Here is a 17,770-nt window from a genome sequence, read left to right as displayed (position 1 = left end):
CTCCTTGTAACCTAAATTTTGATATCGCTTCTGCGATAGTACAGCATAAAACCCCGTGCGTACGGGATTATAAGCGAGGCTGGAAACTGAAGAGCGGCCCTGTAGGAGAGAGATGGAAACAACAAGAAGAGGCAGAGCTGGCAGGAAAACCAAGAGAGCTGCATTACCCGCTCTCTTGGCATAGATCATTAGGCTTTTTTAACAAACGCTGCCGTCACCATCATTTCGCCAGCGCCATCCACCTTGCAATCGAGCTGGTGATCTTTACCTTCAACAATGCGACGGATGAGCGCTTTAGTGCCAATTTTAAGCACTTGAGAGCTACCTTTGACCTTAAGATCTTTCACTAAGGTGACTTTATCGCCATCGGCCAGCAATGTGCCGTTTGCATCTTTCGCTGTAATGACATCATCCTCTTCTGGTACCTCATTTGGGTTCCACTCATGGGCACACTCAGGACAGATCAACATCTCTTGATCTTGATAGACGTATTCAGAACTGCAGTTTGGGCAAGGAGGCAAAGACATAAAAACAACTTCTTTTCTGTGGGTTAATGTTGCGAGCATGGTAGCCCCAAGCGCACTAAATTCAATCAATTTTTCAATTTTGTCTGAAAATTGCGGAAAAATCACACGATTATGCGTTATCGCTCTCTACCTTCAGGAGTCTCTCCCATCTGGAAACGCTGGCAGATCAGGGTCCAGCACACACCAGTTTGCTTTATAAGCGGTGTAGATTTGAGCATCAATCGTTACGGGGATCTCGGAATCGAATGTCGCGATCGCTAGCTCCATCTCGTCCAGCTCAGCACCCTTAACGCGAAAGCCCAGACTAGAACCACAGCACGAGCAAAAAGAGCGTACCGTGCCATTTGGAGCCGTAAATTCTTTTAATAGCTCACGCCCCGACAACCAACGTAGCCCCTCAACGGCAACCAAGGTACCAAAGGCCGCTCCGTGAAACTTTCGACACATGCTGCAGTGGCAGTTGGCAGCTTGAGAGCTGAACTCCGCAACAGAAAAGCGCACGCCTCCACACAAACAAGAGCCGGTGTAATGCCCATCACTCTGCTGCGAAGGCTCGGCTGGCCCCAGCTTGTAGGTGCGCTGCCCATCAACTTCTTGATGAATCAGCACATAGACATTAACGACAGATTCAATGGGCAATTGAGGGATATTCGCAAGAGGCTGACGCCACGGCTTGTGCTCATCAGGTTCAAGCCACTCCAGTTGCGCTGCAAAGCTCAGCGGGCTTATCTCCAGAACCATCGGCTTTTCTTCAGGCGCGAAATAGAGCGCGGCAACATGCTCGACCGCCTCGCGCACATTGAGGTGGATCCGATCGGCGTTATTATCATTGCCACAGCGCGGGATGAACTGCCCCTTACGCACTTCGTGCCATTCCTCTTGCCGAATAATTCGATACAAACTTTCCATACTCTGCCCCTCCTGCACGAACCTGTTATCTCTCAAAAGGCCCAAAATTCTAAGCTAGACAATCAGATAAATCGAAGATCTCCGCTCGACCAAGCCCCCTTCTACCCTGAACTAAGCACCGCTCACCTCACACAGCTATCGTTTTCAACACCGCCGTATAGGCCACTTAATTCTTTTGATCCTGCTGAAAACTTAGCTCACCAAGCAATTGATACAGGGCGCCGAGTTTATCAGAGGCTTGTTCATAAAGCGCTTTTGCCTCGGGATGATGATGAATGACGGGATGCTCACCCAAAGCGGCTTCTAATTGACTGGCTTGGATGAAAACACGATCAAGTGCCTCATGGTAAGAATATCGGTCCATATAAAAACTCCTTGGGCTCACACGTCAAAACTCACGCTGAGGATAGTGGCCTGCTAACAAAGTGGCCTATCAGCGCGAGCGCCACGTTAGCATGTCTGTTGATCACTAAGCTATGCACCACGGCATTTTCGTAACCTGCAAACGACACTCATAATTCTGACTTGCGTCAAAAGTGATGCCAATTAGCACCATATGTTAGTTGGCATTCTGTGATTCGACAGCTACTTTTGTTTCTTGAACGCTCATACAGGTAAGTTGCTTCTCTGCTAAGCGTCGCTGTAGTCATCAAACCATGTGAAGGAACCACGATGAAAAATCTCTCCGTTCGAAATCGGCTCAATACTTTAGTCATTGTTGCAGTACTGGCGATTTTAGTGACCGAGTTGTTCGGGCTATTTTCTAGCCACAAGGATCTGGTGGAGGCACGCAAAACCGAGATCAAGTCCCTTGTGGAAACCGCCCTAGGTGTTGCACAGCAGCAATATCAACTCGTGCAGCGCGGTACTATTTCGGCAACAGAAGCCCAAGAGAACACGCTCGCTGCCATAGAAACAATGAAGTACCGGGGTCAAGAATACTTCTTCGTGCTAGATAAAAACGCCACGATGCGTGGCCATGGCAGCGATAGTCGCGTTCGCGGTAAAAACTTCAGCGACACTGTCACCGCATCTGGAGAAGCAATCTTTGTGCAAATGGCAAAACTCGCCGCACGCCAGAGCGCAGCCGAGTATTTCTCTTACGATTGGCCAAAGCCAGGATTCGACACCCCGCAGCCAAAAATCACCTACGCACAATCATTTGCACCCTGGGCGTGGGTGATTGGCACCGGCATCTACATAGATGATCTTGATGAGGCATTTCGTAACGAACTACTTAAGTTTGCCGCATCAGCCTTCGTGATTGCAGCTATTTTGCTGGGCATCGCGATTCCTATTGTAAAAAGCATCACCGGCCCGTTAGCACGTATCGAGACCGTAATGAAAGCAGTGGCACAAGCAGACCTCACGCAACGGGTTAAGATCGACACCCATGACGAGCTAGGCCGTGTTAGCCGCAGCGTAGACGACATGCTAGAACGGTTCCAACGCCTGATTATAAGCCTTGGCCAATCCATCCATCAGCTGCAAACCAACTCTGCCCAACTGGCCGCCAGTGCTGAGCAAACCAGTTCTGGGGCAACACAACAGTCTTCGGAAACCGAACTGTTGGCTGTTGCGATGGACGAGATGACAGCAACGGTGCAAGAGATATCCAAAAGCGCCTCCGAATCTGCCAGAGCAACCGACCGCGCCGACCATGAAGCAGAAACCGGCAACAAAAACGTTGATGAGACAATTGTAAAAATTCAGTCACTCTCCCAAGAGGTGTGCCACTCGGAACAGGTAATACGGACATTGGAACAGGATACCGAAGAGATCAGCAAGGTTTTAAGCGAGATTCAAGGGATATCGGAGCAAACCAATCTACTGGCGTTGAATGCTGCCATTGAGGCCGCTCGTGCTGGCGAATCTGGCCGGGGTTTTGCGGTCGTCGCCGATGAAGTACGCCAGCTGGCCATGCGCACCCAAAACTCCACCAGCGAGATCCGTGATATGAATGAGCGTCTACGCTCAGGAACTAAACGCGCCGTTCAATCGATGCAGCTATCCACTGAAAAAGCGGAAGATAGCGTTAACACAGCAAAATATACCGGTAGCGAGCTAAGCAGCATCGTTGAGCATATGTGCCAAGTCCGCGATATGGCCGTACAGGTTGCAGCCGCCACCGAGCAGCAAACGCAAGTGGCAGAAGAGATGAACCGAAACCTCGTTAATATCTCAACCGTTTCAAAAGAGACCGCCGCCTCATCTGAAGTGGTTGCTCAAAGTAGTGAAGAGCTATCCCGCCTTTCAACCCAACTAGAGCACGAAATAAAGAAATTCAGAGTTTAACTAGCTCCGCCTCTGAGAGGGCGTCTGGTGTGGACGCCTCACAGAGGTGCAAGCTCAGCACTTGCCAGCGTCCGCCCCTGTTGCCCCACAACTCATTGATATAAAGATCACGTATCACGTTTCCCTTCGCGATCACTTGGCTCCTGCCAACCACTTGATAAAGATCTCCTCGTGCCACAACACGCACATCGATATCTTGGATCTCAGCACTTTGCTTAAACCACCGCTCTGCTTCACCTCTTGCAACGATAGCGGCGTAACGTGTATCACGCGTTTCGATACCCATCTCAGAGACGGCGATAAAGTCGTCCGCTTCGATCTGTTTTAGCTGCGGAACGTCCGCTGCCAAGAATGCGTTTAACCACTGTTCGCGGACAGCTAGAAGGCCTTCCATGGGAGTATCCTCTATTCAGAAACAGATTTGAGCTGGGAGCTCAGCACCGCAGCCACTAAGCTAAGTAAGGTGAAAAACGCTAATACCGCCGCCAACGAGTACTGGGCAATAGCACCGCTGATAATACCCACCACTAGCAATAGCACGCCAATCAACGTATTGCTGACCGAGACATAATCGGTGCGTTTATTGCCGCCTGCCATATCAACCAAGTAGGTTTTTCGGCCTTGGCGCACCCCTTCGTGCACCACTGATAGCACGAAGAACAACCCTAGATAGAGGTAGAAACCACTACTAATTATCGCCGCCAGCGCAGTGCCCACACCGCAGACGATGACCGTTAGTATCGCCGTTAAGGTAATCAGCTGTTTACTGTTACTATCAGCAAGACGCCCCCAAATGTTACCACTGATGAAACTGGCAACACCGCTAACCACAATCAGCAGACCTAACGCGTGTAAACCGCTACCCTCCTGAGCCTGCGCCATCAGAACGAAATAGGGAGCCGCCAAACCCGAACTGATCATAAAACCACGTACCAAAACAAAGCGTGTGAACTCCGCGTCTTTGCGCAGCAAACGAATGTTCTCTAATGCCACCTGTACCGCGTTCACACCGCCTTCAGTGGCGCCCGCAAACTCTCGTATGCGTGCATAGCTCAGCGCGCTGGCCGCAAAACAGGCCGCAGCGAGTATCAGCAAATAGAGCTCGCCACCGTTATCGAGCCAGCCATACATCAGCGCCGCGCCAAAAATAATGCTCACCAAGCCCGCAATACTGGCTGCATTACCACTGACGCGACCGCGCTGCTGCTTAGGAATAGTTTTTCCGATAACATCTTTGTTAGCGATTGACGATATTGCCCTTGCAAGACTAAATAACGCCGTTAACAATACTATAGCGATACCCGCCGCTAGCGCATCTAAACTAATCGCTACCCACACAAACCCTGCAATAATCAGCGCTTGTAATACACCGCCCAGTACCAAAAAGCCCTTGCGGATAGGCTTTTTCCGAACATAGGCACCTAACAACAGCTGCGGCAGCATTGAGCCAGATTCACGAATAGGCACCAGTAATGACGTCAGAAACAGCGGTGCGCCTGTGGCAGCCATTAGCCAAGGCAAGACAATTTTTGCGCTAGCGAAAGTATCAGCGATTTTGCTGAATACGAGCGCCAAGAGCATGAGACGCTCGTTTCCCGGCACCACGTGGCAGGCATCTTCACCAATATCTTTGCAGGCTCGCGCTTCGTGCTCGTCCTCTATGAGATAGCGGAAGCGGGAAAAGTAACTCGGCTTTACTTTTGTCGTCGACATGGAGGTATCTGGTTAGCTTGTTTGGAGGGCACATTATAGCTAGCTACGTGAAAATAACGTGCCTTAGATGAGTTAAAAGCAAAAGAGCCGCGGCAAGATCGCGTGTCACCATGGCGATTTAAAACACGGATACGCGTGAAACGTACGATCCAGTCGTAGCCTGAGTATAAGCCGATAGACCTATGCTCGCTATCAGGTGCTACACCAAAACAAACTTATCTCTCAGACGTTGGAGTGATGTTTTTACCTACTCCCCGCTTGCCTTTTTGCGTTTAAACCCGAATGGATAAGCCAAACAGCGCTTTGGTGCTACCGCTATCCGACACTTTAGGTGTGCTGCACAAGAAGAATAGGTTTAGCCCCCGCACTAGGGCAGTCTTATCGCAACATCATCACAATAAGAAAAGGCATAACATGGACAAGCTTCTCCCCCCTCTTGTGTTAGGTACATCACTACTAGCTGCATCTACATTGCATGCTGAAACCATTAGCGTTAAAGAGAGCATCTCCCTAAACAGTCAGCCAGCCGCTGTTTGGGCCTTAGTGGGCGACTACAACGGCCTTCATCGTTGGCATCCAGCCGTTAAATCCAGCACTCAGGATGGCAATATTCGTATCCTAACGTTGCAAAACGGTGCCCAATTTGTGGAGACGCTCACCGAGCAAAGCGACAAGCAGTACAGCTATATGATCGATAAATCCCCTTTACCGGTCTCCGGATATAACTCCACGATCAGCGTCACCCGTGGCCCTAATGGCACGGCGCAAGTCACATGGGGCTCAAGCTTCGAAGCGAATGGAGTTTCCGCCGAAGAAGCGGCAGAGATTGTCCGTGGGATCTACCAAGCAGGTCTGAACAACCTTCAGGCGCTGTACCAATAGCGTCTGCAAACGCGTGCTAGTGACCAGCTAATAAAAGCAGTTGACTGGCGATAGACGTTGTAGCGGAGGCGTAAGCCTCTCAAAAGATCAAGATAGGGTCAGCAGCCGCCATCACCTGCGGCTGCGGTTCGATTAATCTTGCAGAATCACAAAGTACTTACGGCAAAATTCGGTAACTTCCCAGTAACCTTTAAAGCCATACGGCAACATAAACGAATCACCTGCGGTATAGACCTTTTCACCACCCGCCTCATCCGAAATTATCACGCGGCCTTCAAGGATGACGCAAAACTCACGTCTTTGCGCCACCGCTTCCCATTTGCCCGGCTCACTCTCCCATAAGCCAGCAATCAGCTTGCCATCTAACTCATTGGTATATAGCGCGATGGTTTGCGCAGGGTCGCCAGCAATCAGGCGCTCTGGCGGTGTCACAAAAGGCTGCAGCGGTACTGGATGGTCGTTAAAACTCACAACTTGGTCGATAAGTGCCATGCTTAGCTCCTTACTTGTATTCGTCACGTAGGTGGAAGTATTGGTACAGCATCCGTTGGCCCATACGCCTAAAGGGTGCAAAGGGGAACTTCTTAAGCGGTTGGTTATAAAACGGTAGTGGGGGTACCTCTTTATCACCCGCGATCTGCTGAGCTAGACGCCAACCCGCCTGCAATGAGAAAGAAACGCCGCTGCCGCCATATCCCATGGCATAGAACACCGAGCTATCATCCGGTAGTTGACCCACATGGGGCAGATCATCGTAGGTGACGCATACCCAGCCTCCCCACTTATAGTCGATGCCGATCTGCTCAAGCGCAGGAAACTTACGCTGCAAGCTGTCTACCAGCATCTCATCATGGCGGGGGTTGAGGGCATCTTTACCGGTAATCGCGCTGCGCCCGCCAATCAGAATTCGGTTATCTGGCAACTTACGATAGTAGTAACGTAGCGTCCGAGTGTCGGTGATAATTTGATTGGTCTTGAACCCTGTTTCTGCTAGTTGCGCATCGCTAAGCGGCGCGGTGACGAGCACGTTAGAGAGCACTGGGAAGGTGCGGTTTGTTAGCCCTTTATGCAATTTAGGCGAGGTATAACCGTTGGTGGCGCACACCACTTTCGCAGCAGTGACAGAACCTTGAGGCGTATGCAGAACATGGCGACCCTCAACACTTTCCCAGTGGATAACGGGGCTCGCTCGGTAAAGCTTTATGCCTTGGCGCATCGCCATCTGCACATAACCTTGCATCAGCTTCATTGGGTGCAGACCAAATCCATCAGGGAAGCGCAACGCGCCTGCCGCCTCTGGGCTTTTAAAGTACCGTTGCGCTAGCGCTTCGCTCGATAGCAACTCGGTCTCGTAACCGAAAGCGCGTTTCAACAGTTCAGCCTCAGACTTAGCGGTCTCCATCATCGCAGGTTTGTGCGCCACCCAAAGATGGCCATCTGCTTGCGGTTCGCAATCGATGCGTTCATCGTCAATAAGCTCACGCAGGCGTCGAAGACCTGCAAAGGTCTCGTTGAACATCGCTTGTGCGCCAGCAAGGCCAAAACGGTTGATCATCGCTTGGTAGCCCATACGGCCACCCGCTTTAAGGGCAAAGCCTCCATTGCGCCCACTGCACCCCCAGCCCGCCTGATTAGCTTCTAGCACCACGCAGGAGAGATTAAATGTCTTAGCAAGGTAGTAGGCTGTCGCAAGGCCTGTGTAACCACCACCGATGATCGCAACATCGGCGGCTTCCTGCTGGCTGAGCACCCCACTATCTGCGGCGATATCGGTTGTTGCACTCCAATAAGAGTCAGGAAGCTGCCATCCGGCCCCGGGGTAATTCTCCAGTAAGGGATCGTAACTTGCCGGCGTTGCGATAGCGTCTGTTTGTTTCGCTGCCATCTTTTACCTCAGTTATTCTTGTTGTGTAAGCAGGCCGCCAGCGTATGAGAAACAAAAATGAAATAATATTGTATTTTTTCATTTATAAGACTTTTTAGCGAAAAGTATTCACCAATTGCGCACACTCAAGCACACAGTAAGCAGGTACTCATGTGTTAAATTTAAGAGCATTAGAAAAGAGGAGTGAAAAGAGAAGAGAGACCGGCCAAGAGAGCTCCTAGCCGGTAGAGAGAAGTGATTAGATACGTAAGCCGCCATCCATCTCCACAACACGGCCAGTGAAGAAGTCGTTCTCGATAATGTATTGCAGAGTATGCGCCATCTCGGCTACCTCGCCTAAGCGCTTTAGCGGTACCGCTTGCACCATGCGATCAATCGCTTCAGGCTTCATCTGCGCTGTCATTTCGGTCGCTATAACACCCGGTGCAATGCCACCTGTGCGGATACCGAAGCGCGCGAGCTCACCCGCCCACGACACCACCATCGTGGCTACAGCAGCTTTCGTTGCTGAGTAGTTGGTTTGGCCCATATTGCCTGCGCGCGACACAGACGAGATATTGATGATGACACCGCCATCGCCTTGTAACGCCATAATACCTGCCGCTTCGCGACCACATAGGAATGTGCCGGTCATATTGACATCCACGACAGATTTCCACTGATCAAGCGCCATACGCCCCACCAGCTCACCATTTTTCACTTTGATCAACATACCATCGCGCATTAAGCCCGCGTTATTAACCAAGCCATCTAAGCGGCCAAAATCCGCTTTAATACCCGCAAATGTATCTTCGACTGCTTTTTCATCAGTGATATTGCAAAGGTAACCACGTGCTTCTGCACCCGTTTCAGCTAGTTTCGCTACGCCAGCATCCAGTTCATCTTGGTTAATATCGATCAACGCTAGTTTTGCGCCAAGACCAGCTAGATGCTCAGCCATTGCGAAGCCTAAACCGCGCGCGCCACCGGTGATAACAAATACGCTACCTTTAATTTGCATGTGGTTTGTCCTTTTAAATTACTTTTATTATGACCTTAACGTAAACGTCAATTTATACTGCAATCTGCCTAAAAATTCCATCAATAATAAGTGGATACCCTTATTCGCTATTCATCGTGCGAGTTTGCTCATCACAAAGCGATAGGTTATAAACAACAGCCCCTTCTTACCTTACGATGGAACGCCTAACGAATGCAGGAACTCAGATGGACTTCAGTAGCTTTCATCATTTTCGGCATGAGCTTAATACCCCTCGGGGATTCGGCGGGTAAGATCTTAGCCATCGGGGGGATGTCGCCTCTGTTTATCGCGTGGAGCCGCCTGTCTGTGGGCTTTGTATGCTTACTGCCCTTCAGCCGACTGACCAAAACGGAGTGGCGTGATCTCTTTAATTGGCGCTTAGTGTTCCGTGCTTGCTTATTTTCTGGTGCTATCAGTTGCATGCTTTCAGCGTTAAAAACAGAGCCTATTGGTGATGTCTTCGGCGTATTTTTTATCGGCCCGATTGTGGCGTATTTTTTGGCTGCTCTCGTCCTTAAGGAGCCGATCACTCTGGCCCGTTCGCTACTACTGTTTGCAGGCTTCGGCGGTGTTCTACTGGTGGTAAAGCCGGGGTTTGGGATGAGTTCAGGGCTATTGCTCGCCCTTGCTGCAGGAACGCTCTACGGTTGTATGCTAGTAACCAATCGCTGGCTCGCTGGCACCTACCGGCCGCGCGTTATTCTGCTATCAACACTACTCTTTGGCAGTTTGCTGCTCGCGCCTAAAGGCTTGTCGATGCTCCCTACCCAGATAGACGGCTTTACCATCGGCTTAGTGTTGGTAAGCTCACTCGCATCCGCACTCGGCAACCTAATTATCATCGATGCGAACCGGCGGCTAAATGCAAATGTCGTCGCCCCTTTCGTGTATTCGCAGCTAGTCGCAGCAGTGGTGTTGGGTGTACTCCTCTTTAGCGAACTACCAGATACGTGGAGTATGTTAGGACTAGCGATTATCTTCGCTTCAGGGATTTGGTCTTTTCTATTGGTTAAGCGCACGTAAGCGCCCGCGCATAATGCGCTCTTCACCATGGGCTAAAAACAAGCGATGACGTGCCGCTTTTGGTAGGCCCTGCACAACACAGGTATAGGAGTGGTCCACTAGGCGAAGAAGCTCGCCATCGGGTAGGTCCCCTGCTAGGTCCACGCTATTCCAGTGCTTCTTATTCATATGATAACCCGCTGTGACTGCTGTAAATATGTCGCGCAGTTCCACCGCATGGAGAGGATCGCATTTTAGGTTGATGAACCTGCGCCCCTCGCGTTTAGCCACCAACGCAAACATCTTACCCTCGACTTTAAACACGGGTACATCTGCACCAAAAGGAAAGGTTTCTTCGCTACCAGGGATCGCTTTAAGATAAGTTAACAGTTCATCGTGCTTCATCATCTAATACTCAAGTATACTACGTACTCGATTCTGCAATAACGGAACGCAGCGCTCTTCAAACCATGGGTTGCGGCGCAGCCAGATATTGTTGCGCGGACTTGGATGGGGCAGCGGAAAATAGCAGTTGCCCACATAGTTCCAATCAGCAACAACCGAAGTGACAGCAGGGTTAACGATACCAAGGTGATAGCGCATTGCATACTTGCCCACCACAAGAATCAGCTCACAGGCTGTTAATTCGCTTAGGAGCGCTGCATGCCAGTGCTTCGCACATTCGGGGGATGGTGCTAAATCACCGCTTTTACCCCTCCCCGGATAGCAGAATGCCATGGGCAATATGGCAACCTGCGTTGCATCGTAGAAGATATTTTTCGTGATCCCCATCCAACTGCGTAAACGCTCGCCACTGGCATCTTGAAACGGTACACCCGCATCATGCGCTATCTGTCCGGGTGCCTGCCCTGCAATCAGTATTTTAGCCTTTGGATTAAACTGGAGTATCGGTTTAGGTGGATTGGGTAGTTGAGCGGCGCACACCGTGCACCGCTTAACGTTCTCAAGCGTAGTCAACGTTAGGAAGCGCTCGCAGAGGCATTAGCAGGATCAAGCAAACAGTTCAGTGTGGCTTCCAACCATTCACTATCATTGCCCTGTAACCAAACCTGCGACAGTTCTTTCTCTAGGATCACCCGCCATTCACACATCTGCATCCGCTCAGCAATGGACAAGCTATTGGGCAAACCCGCCAAAATCGAGTAGCACTCAAATGGAATATGCAGGGTGAAAAACTGGGTTTTCGCCCAGCGCTGCAACTGCTGTCCGGTGCAACGCGTTGGGTCGATAGCAGGGCTCGCTACGATTTGCATCCAAGGATCAATACCGTTAATACCCAACTCCTCAACCGGCAGCGGGTTGATACCAAATAAATTAAAGGCACGCAGGTAGATTTGGCGCAAATAGGAAGCGTAGCAACCCGTTTCAACAGCTTCTTCACGGGTTACGCCGCTCATCGTTTGCACATCTAACGAGGCGCTAGCGAGCGCGTAAGGGCGACCAAGCTTGGCAATCGCCTCGATCTCTTGAGCATGTTTTCGTACCCAGCACGCAATCGGCCGCTCGTAGCGCCAACGGTTATTAAGGGCTGCCCGATCAAGATCAAAAGGGATCCCAATATCCCAAGACGCGCCGCCTACACCAAAGCGTATTGTTGCAGCGTTATCTTTCATCAGTGGCACGATGGTTTCGAACATTCGCCCCGCTTGCTCATGAAACGCGAGGTAGTCATCTGCGGTCGTATCTAACGCAGCATCCGGTAGATTGAGAATGTCTGTGAGGTTCTCTACTGGCCACTCTTTCAGCAGTTTCAGCTCTTCAGAGGTGACCAGTGGGGTTTGTGCCTCGTTGGCAGGTTCCTGTGAGGTTAGGCCACTCTGCAGGCGTGCACCAAAGCCGCTCTGCGAGGGTGCCATAAGAGGTTGAAGTGGTCTTAGCATATCCGCTTGCCTTCTGCTCGTAACATGAGGCGCTAAACATAAAGCGGCTTGTCAGGCATTGCTTAGCTCACAACTAACTACAACTAAAGGATAGCTCGAAATCTGGTGCTTTGTAAAAGGCTAATTCAAGCCTTAGCGCGCTCAGCTATGCGATTTAATGCCCGTGACGCGGCGATCATGCCGAAGGTCGCTGTGACGACAGTAGCGGCACCAAAACCACCACTGCAATCAAGGCGTGTTTGACCGTCGGTTACCGTTTTTTGATTGCACACCGAGCCATCAGGCTGAGGATACTTCAGCTGTTCTGTTGAGAAAACACACTCAACCGAGAACTTCTTACCGGTCTTGTTAAAACCATAATGCCGGCGTAAAAAGGAGCGTGTTTTTGCAGCCAACGGATCATTATACGTTTTGGAAAGATCAACCACAGTCACGGCAGTTGGATCGACCTGTCCACCCGCTCCGCCCACGGTCACGACAGGAACCTTATTCCGACGACAATGAGCGATGACAGCTGCTTTATCTTTAACGCTATCGATAGCATCAATGACATAATCGAAGCGATCATCAATAAGCTCTGCGACATTCTCTTTGGAGATAAAGCACGCTTCTTCATGCACCAAGCACTCAGGATTAATGCCGTATATACGCTCCGCCATGACAGTGTTTTTATCGCGGCCCACGGTATCAGTGACTGCGTGGATCTGACGGTTGATGTTCGTCTCGCATACATCATCTTGGTCGATGAGGGTAATCTCACCGATGCCAGAGCGCGCTAGCGCCTCAGCAACCCATGATCCAACGCCTCCAATACCGATGACACACACATGTGCATTCTGAAACGCAGCAAACGCATCTTCGCCATATAATCGGACAATGCCACCAAAACGCAGATCTACACTCATGGGACTCTCTTAACTAAATGTCATCATCGGTTAGTTCAGTGTAAACAGGCTCACCACAGCGGCTGCAGCGCCCCTCGACGAAGATCGTGCCTTCGATCTCATATTCGATGGGGGTGTGCATACCAAGGTCAGCAGCTTGGCAGTTATCACACCACGTTTGCTGCAAAAACGCTTGCTGCTCTTCACTATCACGCGCGGTGAAATCGCGTTCAATACGTTCTGATTGTGTCATTCTGTTTAGTCCTTCATTTTTCCGGGCCAGCTCAGCGCATTTGGCTGCGCCCAGCTCTCTAATAGCGTATCAAGCGCGCCACCAGAAAAGAGTTCGCCAACTGTTGGGTCAGCACGAAAAGTATAGGGTTCGCCCAAATAGTTAAAGTGCAACTGCCATGCGTGAAGGTAAGCGCGGTCTGCCGGCGTACCACCGTATGCAAGATCGCCACAGATCGGCGCGCCAATACTCTTTAACGCCACCCGAATTTGATGCGTTTTACCAGTTGCGGGGCGGATACAGTACAAACGTTTTCCTGCAATCAAGGCACCGCTAACAATGCGTGAAACAGCAGGGTTGTCGCGCGTTTTTGTGAGCTTCCAACAACCGCGTCGCGCTTTAACCATATCTCCGATGATGATCGCCTGTTTCTTTTTGGGTTTTCTATCGCTAATAGCAAGATAGAATTTATCAACCCGTCGCTCTGCGAAGGCAGCAGAAAGCAACGAAGCTGCCGCCGAGCTTTTCGCTAACAGCAACAAACCAGATGTCACTTTATCAAGGCGATGAACCGGGAATAGCTCACATCCGAGCTGCTCCGACACTTGCATCACTAGCCCAGTGTCATTGTCATCTTTATGGAAGGAGATGCCCGGCGGCTTATCGATAACAACGAAATCGGGATGGTCGCCTACAACAGAAAAAGCGCTTGATGCTCGCAACGCGGTTTTACCACCCCATCTCTTGTTTAATAAACGGGATCGTCACTTTACGCTGCGCCGTGAGGGACGCTTTATCAAGGTGATCCAGCATTTGGCATAGGTCATTCATGCTGCGGCTGGCATGGTGTACGAGGTATTTGGCAACATCATCAGGCAATTTAAAGCCACGCAGATTAGCACGTAGCTTGATCGCTTCAATTTTGTTTTCATCATCCAGCGGTAGTAACTGGAATACAACACCCCAGCTCAGTCTGGAAACCAAATCAGGTAGCGCGATCGGCAACTGCCGCGGCGCCGCATTACCACCGACGATCAGTGTGTTGTTTTCTTGGCGAATTCGGTTGAATAGATGAAATACCGCCTCTTCCCAAACCCCGTGCCCTGCGATCAACTGAATATCGTCGATACACACTAAGCTCAGATGCTCCATCCCCTCTAGAATGACTGGGCTTAAGTGGATAATTTCACTCATGGGCAGGTAAACGGCGGGACGGCGAAGTGGCTCTGCAACATGACAAGCGGCTTGCAGCAGGTGCGAGCAACCAACGCCCTCGCTGCCCCAAACATAAAGAAACTGCTCTCCCTCGCCAACAGCGGCTTGGCGAATCATACCGCAAGCAAGGCCGTTATCCCCTACTTGGTAATTCTCAAAACGCGCCTCATCTCTGAGCGACACACCCAACGGTAACTGTTGCGGTGCATTAGTGCTGTTCATTAACGATATTTTCCTGTTCGTACTCTGGCTCATCTTCAGGTGGTTCCACCTTTTCCGAACCATAAAGATGGCTTCTTTTATAACCATCGTGCAGATGACGCAAAAATACCATAATTACGGCAGCAACGGGTAGTGCAATCAAAATCCCAACAAAACCAAATAGTTGACCACCCGCCATAATCGCAAAAATCACCGCAACCGGATGCAAGCCAATCCGGTCGCCAACCAACAACGGCGTTAACACCATCCCTTCAAGCGCTTGGCCGATACCAAATACTACACCCACCCAAACCAAAATAATTGGGTCTTGGAACTGCATATAGGCGGCTACGCCAGAAGCCACAATACCCACGATAAAGCCCATATAAGGCACGATACTCGCAAGGCCCGCCAACATACCGAGTAGTAGCGCAAGGTTCACACCCACTAGCCACAAGCCAACCGCGTAAACTGTACCCAGCGCCAACATAACTAACAGCTGACCTTTGATGAAGGCACCCAGCACCTCATCACTTTCTGTTGCAAGCATCGTCACTTTAGGCTCGATGTTGCGCGGCAGTAGTCGGCCAATTTTGGCCATCATCACATCCCAGTCACGCAACAGATAAAAGGTCACAACAGGAATGAGAAGCAGGTTCGCGATCCAGCCCATTACCGCCAAACTGGACTTAGTCACAGATTTGGCAAGCTGCGTCATTATATTGCCGGTCTCTTCCCAGTTGCCTGCAATCAGCGTTTTAATCATGCTGAAGTCACCGATTTGGGCATCTGTTCCTAGGTAGGTTTGTAGCGCAGGGAAGACCTTATTCTCAAAAAGATCAATCACTTGTGGGATCTGTTGCATCATCAGCTGAATCTGCTGGCCTAACTTCGGTAACACCATCAAGACAGCTAATGAGAAGAAAGCGCCCAGCACAATAAAGACGATAATCACCGCCGATGTGCGCGACGCGCCCATCTCTTCAAGGCGATCGGCCATGGGGTCTGTAAGATAGGCGAGCAGGGCTCCCACTAAAAATGGCGACAGTATCGGCCCAAGCAGATAGAACAAAAACGATACTGCGGCCACAACAATCAGCAAAAACCATTTTTGCGATGTAAAAACACTATCCATACCCACGTTTACAAACTCCACTGATCAGTTGTCGCGAAGGGTAACACGTTTAAACGATATATCACCTACTTATAGCCGCTTCACTGATCTTACCTAGCGTATCGGAGCCGGCCATTTTATGTATTCACTTGCATAGCGGGCATACCCGCAACCTGTTAAAATAGCGCCTAATTTTTTAAACGCTGCCATCGCAAGCCAAAAGCGCTCCGATGCGCGGTGCATTTTCCGTTTGATAAGGTTGAGAGTCCATGTCTACAGGTTCTGACAAAACGTCCCTAAGCTACAAAGATGCCGGTGTTGATATTGATGCAGGCAACGCGCTTGTTGATCGCATTAAAGGCGTTGCAAAACGCACTGCTCGCCCGGAGGTGATGGGTGGTCTTGGAGGCTTCGGTGCACTGTGTGAAATCCCAGCAGGTTACAAGCAACCCGTTTTGGTATCAGGTACTGATGGTGTGGGCACAAAATTGCGCCTAGCAATGGACCTTGGCAAACATGACACGATCGGTATCGACTTGGTTGCCATGTGCGTGAATGACCTTGTTGTTGCCGGCGCAGAGCCGCTGTTCTTCCTAGATTACTACGCAACAGGCAAGCTGAACGTGGATACTGCCGCAGACGTGGTCACAGGTATTGGTAAAGGCTGCGAGCTTGCAGGCGCAGCGCTAGTGGGTGGTGAAACGGCCGAGATGCCTGGCATGTACGATGGCGACGACTATGACCTCGCAGGCTTCTGCACAGGTGTGGTTGAGAAGTCAGAGATCATCGACGGTTCTAAAGTTGCTGCAGGCGATACGCTAATCGGCCTTAAATCCTCCGGTCCCCACTCAAACGGCTACTCATTGATCCGTAAGATTCTTGAAGTTGCTGATGCTGATCTTGAGCAATCAATCGATGGCACAACACTCGGCAACGCTCTGATGGAGCCGACACGCATCTATGTGAAATCTATCCTGAAACTGATGAAACAAGTACAGGTTAACGCTCTATCTCACATCACTGGTGGCGGCCTGTTAGAGAATATTCCACGCGTTTTACCTGCAGATACAAAAGCGGTGATCAACACTAGCTCATGGGTTATCCCGGGCGTGTTCCAGTGGCTTCAGTCTGCTGGTAATGTTGACTCCAAAGAGATGTATCGCACGTTTAACTGCGGTGTTGGTATGGTGATCTGCGTGCCATCAGCGCAAGCCCAAGACGCGCTGAACTGCTTAGCTGAAGCTGGCGAAGAGGCATGGGTGATTGGCGAAATCGCTAATGCCGCGAGCGATGAAGAGCAAGTAGAACTGGTTGATGGGGAGTAACCCAATGCCAGCAAAGCGCATTGTTGTTTTGATCTCCGGTAGCGGATCAAATTTGCAAGCGATCATGGATGCCATTGATGCGAACCGCATCAATGGCAACATTGTACGCGTCATCAGCAACAAAGCTGACGCCTACGGGCTGACACGCGCAAGCAACGCAAACATCCCTACTTCCTTCATCGATCATCGTGAGTTTGATAGCCGTGAGGCGTTCGATGGTGAAGTACAAAAAGTTATCGATGCCGAGCAACCAGACCTTATCGTACTCGCTGGTTTTATGCGTATCTTGTCGGCAGGCTTTGTTAGCCATTTCGTAGGTCGTATGCTCAACATTCATCCCTCGCTTTTACCCAAATACAAAGGGCTGCATACCCATCAAAGAGCGCTAGAAAATGGCGACTCGGTACATGGCTGCACCGTTCATGTGGTAACTGAAGAGCTCGATGGTGGGCCTCTCCTCATTCAAGCTCAAGTGCCTATCCTAGCGGATGACACCCCAGATACATTGCAAGCAAGAGTTCATACGCGGGAGCATGTCGCCTACCCGCTCGCCGTTGAATGGCTATGCAACGGGCGACTAGAGGTCACCGATAGCGCTATCTTGCTTGATGGGGAACCTTTGCCTGCCAACGGTTTCACAGTTCCTTACGAAGACTAGATTGCC

Annotated in this window: 21 protein-coding genes; 5 read left to right on the top strand and 16 right to left on the bottom strand. The window is 50.5% G+C overall.

Annotated elements, in window-relative coordinates; all coding sequences use genetic code 11:
* Window positions 1–188: 188 nt before the first annotated feature.
* The 3 genes from EOE65_RS04070 to EOE65_RS04060 form a co-directional block, all read right to left on the bottom strand.
* Entirely contained in the window at window positions 189–527 is a 339-nt protein-coding gene (locus EOE65_RS04070; RefSeq protein WP_127693007.1) for a zinc ribbon domain-containing protein YjdM, read from the bottom strand.
* Window positions 528–659: 132 nt separating this feature from the next.
* Window positions 660–1,436, bottom strand: coding sequence for a GFA family protein (locus EOE65_RS04065; protein ID WP_127693006.1), 777 nt, complete (start codon window positions 1,434–1,436; stop codon window positions 660–662).
* Between the two features lie 166 nt (window positions 1,437–1,602).
* Window positions 1,603–1,800, bottom strand: a complete 198-nt coding sequence (locus EOE65_RS04060; protein ID WP_127693005.1) for a hypothetical protein — start codon at window positions 1,798–1,800, stop codon at window positions 1,603–1,605.
* Between the two features lie 308 nt (window positions 1,801–2,108).
* Between EOE65_RS04060 and EOE65_RS04055 the strand changes: the two genes are divergently transcribed.
* Complete coding sequence (locus EOE65_RS04055; RefSeq protein WP_127693004.1) at window positions 2,109–3,731, top strand: methyl-accepting chemotaxis protein; 1,623 nt, start codon at window positions 2,109–2,111, stop codon at window positions 3,729–3,731.
* On the opposite strand, the gene EOE65_RS04050 is transcribed toward EOE65_RS04055, so the two are convergent.
* Together EOE65_RS04050 and EOE65_RS04045 are read right to left on the bottom strand one after the other, a co-directional pair.
* Window positions 3,721–4,125, bottom strand: a complete 405-nt coding sequence (locus tag EOE65_RS04050; protein ID WP_127693003.1) for a nuclear transport factor 2 family protein — start codon at window positions 4,123–4,125, stop codon at window positions 3,721–3,723. The two genes, EOE65_RS04055 and EOE65_RS04050, sit on opposite strands and share 11 nt — an antisense overlap.
* Window positions 4,126–4,136: 11 nt before the next feature.
* Window positions 4,137–5,444, bottom strand: coding sequence for an MFS transporter (locus EOE65_RS04045; RefSeq protein WP_127693002.1), 1,308 nt, complete (start codon window positions 5,442–5,444; stop codon window positions 4,137–4,139).
* A gap of 414 nt (window positions 5,445–5,858) precedes the next feature.
* Between EOE65_RS04045 and EOE65_RS04040 the strand changes: the two genes are divergently transcribed.
* The gene (locus tag EOE65_RS04040) at window positions 5,859–6,326 is read left to right on the top strand and encodes an SRPBCC family protein (RefSeq protein WP_164847006.1); all 468 of its coding nucleotides are present in this window, start codon (window positions 5,859–5,861) and stop codon (window positions 6,324–6,326) included.
* 132 nt (window positions 6,327–6,458) lie between these two features.
* Here the strand turns inward: EOE65_RS04040 and EOE65_RS04035 are convergent, their stop codons facing one another.
* The 3 genes from EOE65_RS04035 to EOE65_RS04025 all read right to left on the bottom strand — a co-directional run bounded on the left by EOE65_RS04035 (window position 6,459) and on the right by EOE65_RS04025 (window position 9,211).
* On the bottom strand, window positions 6,459–6,818 hold the full coding sequence (locus tag EOE65_RS04035; protein ID WP_127693000.1) for a cupin domain-containing protein: 360 nt from the start codon (window positions 6,816–6,818) through the stop codon (window positions 6,459–6,461).
* Window positions 6,819–6,828: 10 nt separating this feature from the next.
* Entirely contained in the window at window positions 6,829–8,211 is a 1,383-nt protein-coding gene (locus EOE65_RS04030; protein WP_127692999.1) for an NAD(P)/FAD-dependent oxidoreductase, read from the bottom strand.
* 238 nt (window positions 8,212–8,449) lie between these two features.
* Window positions 8,450–9,211: an SDR family oxidoreductase gene (locus tag EOE65_RS04025; protein WP_127692998.1), complete on the bottom strand. Its 762-nt coding sequence runs from the start codon at window positions 9,209–9,211 to the stop codon at window positions 8,450–8,452.
* A 192-nt stretch (window positions 9,212–9,403) separates the two neighbouring features.
* Here EOE65_RS04025 and EOE65_RS04020 point away from each other — a divergent pair, with 192 nt between their 5' ends.
* Window positions 9,404–10,255 (top strand): DMT family transporter, encoded by an 852-nt coding sequence (locus tag EOE65_RS04020; RefSeq protein WP_206052600.1) that lies wholly within the window; start codon window positions 9,404–9,406, stop codon window positions 10,253–10,255.
* Here EOE65_RS04020 and EOE65_RS04015 read toward each other — a convergent pair.
* The 8 genes from EOE65_RS04015 to EOE65_RS03980 all read right to left on the bottom strand — a co-directional run bounded on the left by EOE65_RS04015 (window position 10,235) and on the right by EOE65_RS03980 (window position 15,802).
* On the bottom strand, window positions 10,235–10,642 hold the full coding sequence (locus tag EOE65_RS04015) for an MmcQ/YjbR family DNA-binding protein (RefSeq protein ID WP_338067667.1): 408 nt from the start codon (window positions 10,640–10,642) through the stop codon (window positions 10,235–10,237). The two genes, EOE65_RS04020 and EOE65_RS04015, sit on opposite strands and share 21 nt — an antisense overlap.
* Window positions 10,643–11,179, bottom strand: coding sequence for a uracil-DNA glycosylase family protein (locus EOE65_RS04010; RefSeq protein WP_240656903.1), 537 nt, complete (start codon window positions 11,177–11,179; stop codon window positions 10,643–10,645).
* Window positions 11,180–11,214: 35 nt separating this feature from the next.
* Window positions 11,215–12,135 carry a hypothetical protein gene (locus EOE65_RS04005; protein WP_127692996.1) on the bottom strand — a complete coding sequence of 307 codons (921 nt, stop codon included), beginning with the start codon at window positions 12,133–12,135 and terminating at the stop codon, window positions 11,215–11,217.
* Between the two features lie 125 nt (window positions 12,136–12,260).
* Entirely contained in the window at window positions 12,261–13,040 is a 780-nt protein-coding gene (gene tcdA, locus EOE65_RS04000; protein ID WP_127692995.1) for a tRNA cyclic N6-threonylcarbamoyladenosine(37) synthase TcdA, read from the bottom strand.
* A gap of 13 nt (window positions 13,041–13,053) precedes the next feature.
* Window positions 13,054–13,272 carry a hypothetical protein gene (locus EOE65_RS03995; protein WP_127692994.1) on the bottom strand — a complete coding sequence of 73 codons (219 nt, stop codon included), beginning with the start codon at window positions 13,270–13,272 and terminating at the stop codon, window positions 13,054–13,056.
* 5 nt (window positions 13,273–13,277) lie between these two features.
* On the bottom strand, window positions 13,278–13,973 hold the full coding sequence (locus EOE65_RS03990) for a TIGR01621 family pseudouridine synthase (RefSeq protein ID WP_127692993.1): 696 nt from the start codon (window positions 13,971–13,973) through the stop codon (window positions 13,278–13,280).
* 7 nt (window positions 13,974–13,980) lie between these two features.
* Window positions 13,981–14,688: a DnaA regulatory inactivator Hda gene (gene hda, locus EOE65_RS03985; protein ID WP_127692992.1), complete on the bottom strand. Its 708-nt coding sequence runs from the start codon at window positions 14,686–14,688 to the stop codon at window positions 13,981–13,983.
* A complete protein-coding gene (locus EOE65_RS03980) occupies window positions 14,675–15,802 on the bottom strand; it encodes an AI-2E family transporter (protein WP_127692991.1) in 1,128 nt (375 codons plus the stop codon). The genes hda and EOE65_RS03980 overlap by 14 nt, the downstream gene beginning before the upstream one ends.
* A 248-nt stretch (window positions 15,803–16,050) precedes the next feature.
* On the opposite strand from EOE65_RS03980, the gene purM reads away from it, so the two are divergent.
* Both purM and purN read left to right on the top strand, forming a co-directional pair.
* Window positions 16,051–17,106 carry a phosphoribosylformylglycinamidine cyclo-ligase gene (gene purM, locus EOE65_RS03975; protein WP_127692990.1) on the top strand — a complete coding sequence of 352 codons (1,056 nt, stop codon included), beginning with the start codon at window positions 16,051–16,053 and terminating at the stop codon, window positions 17,104–17,106.
* Window positions 17,107–17,110: 4 nt separating this feature from the next.
* A complete protein-coding gene (gene purN / locus EOE65_RS03970; RefSeq protein WP_127692989.1) occupies window positions 17,111–17,764 on the top strand; it encodes a phosphoribosylglycinamide formyltransferase in 654 nt (217 codons plus the stop codon).
* The last annotated feature ends 6 nt before the right edge of the window (window positions 17,765–17,770 follow it).

The organism is Neptunomonas marina (assembly GCF_004005935.1).
GTDB classification, from domain to species: Bacteria; Pseudomonadota; Gammaproteobacteria; order Pseudomonadales; family Balneatricaceae; genus Neptunomonas; species Neptunomonas marina.
The sequence above is the reverse complement of the archived record's forward strand: the minus strand, read 5'-3'. Positions and strand labels throughout refer to the sequence as shown.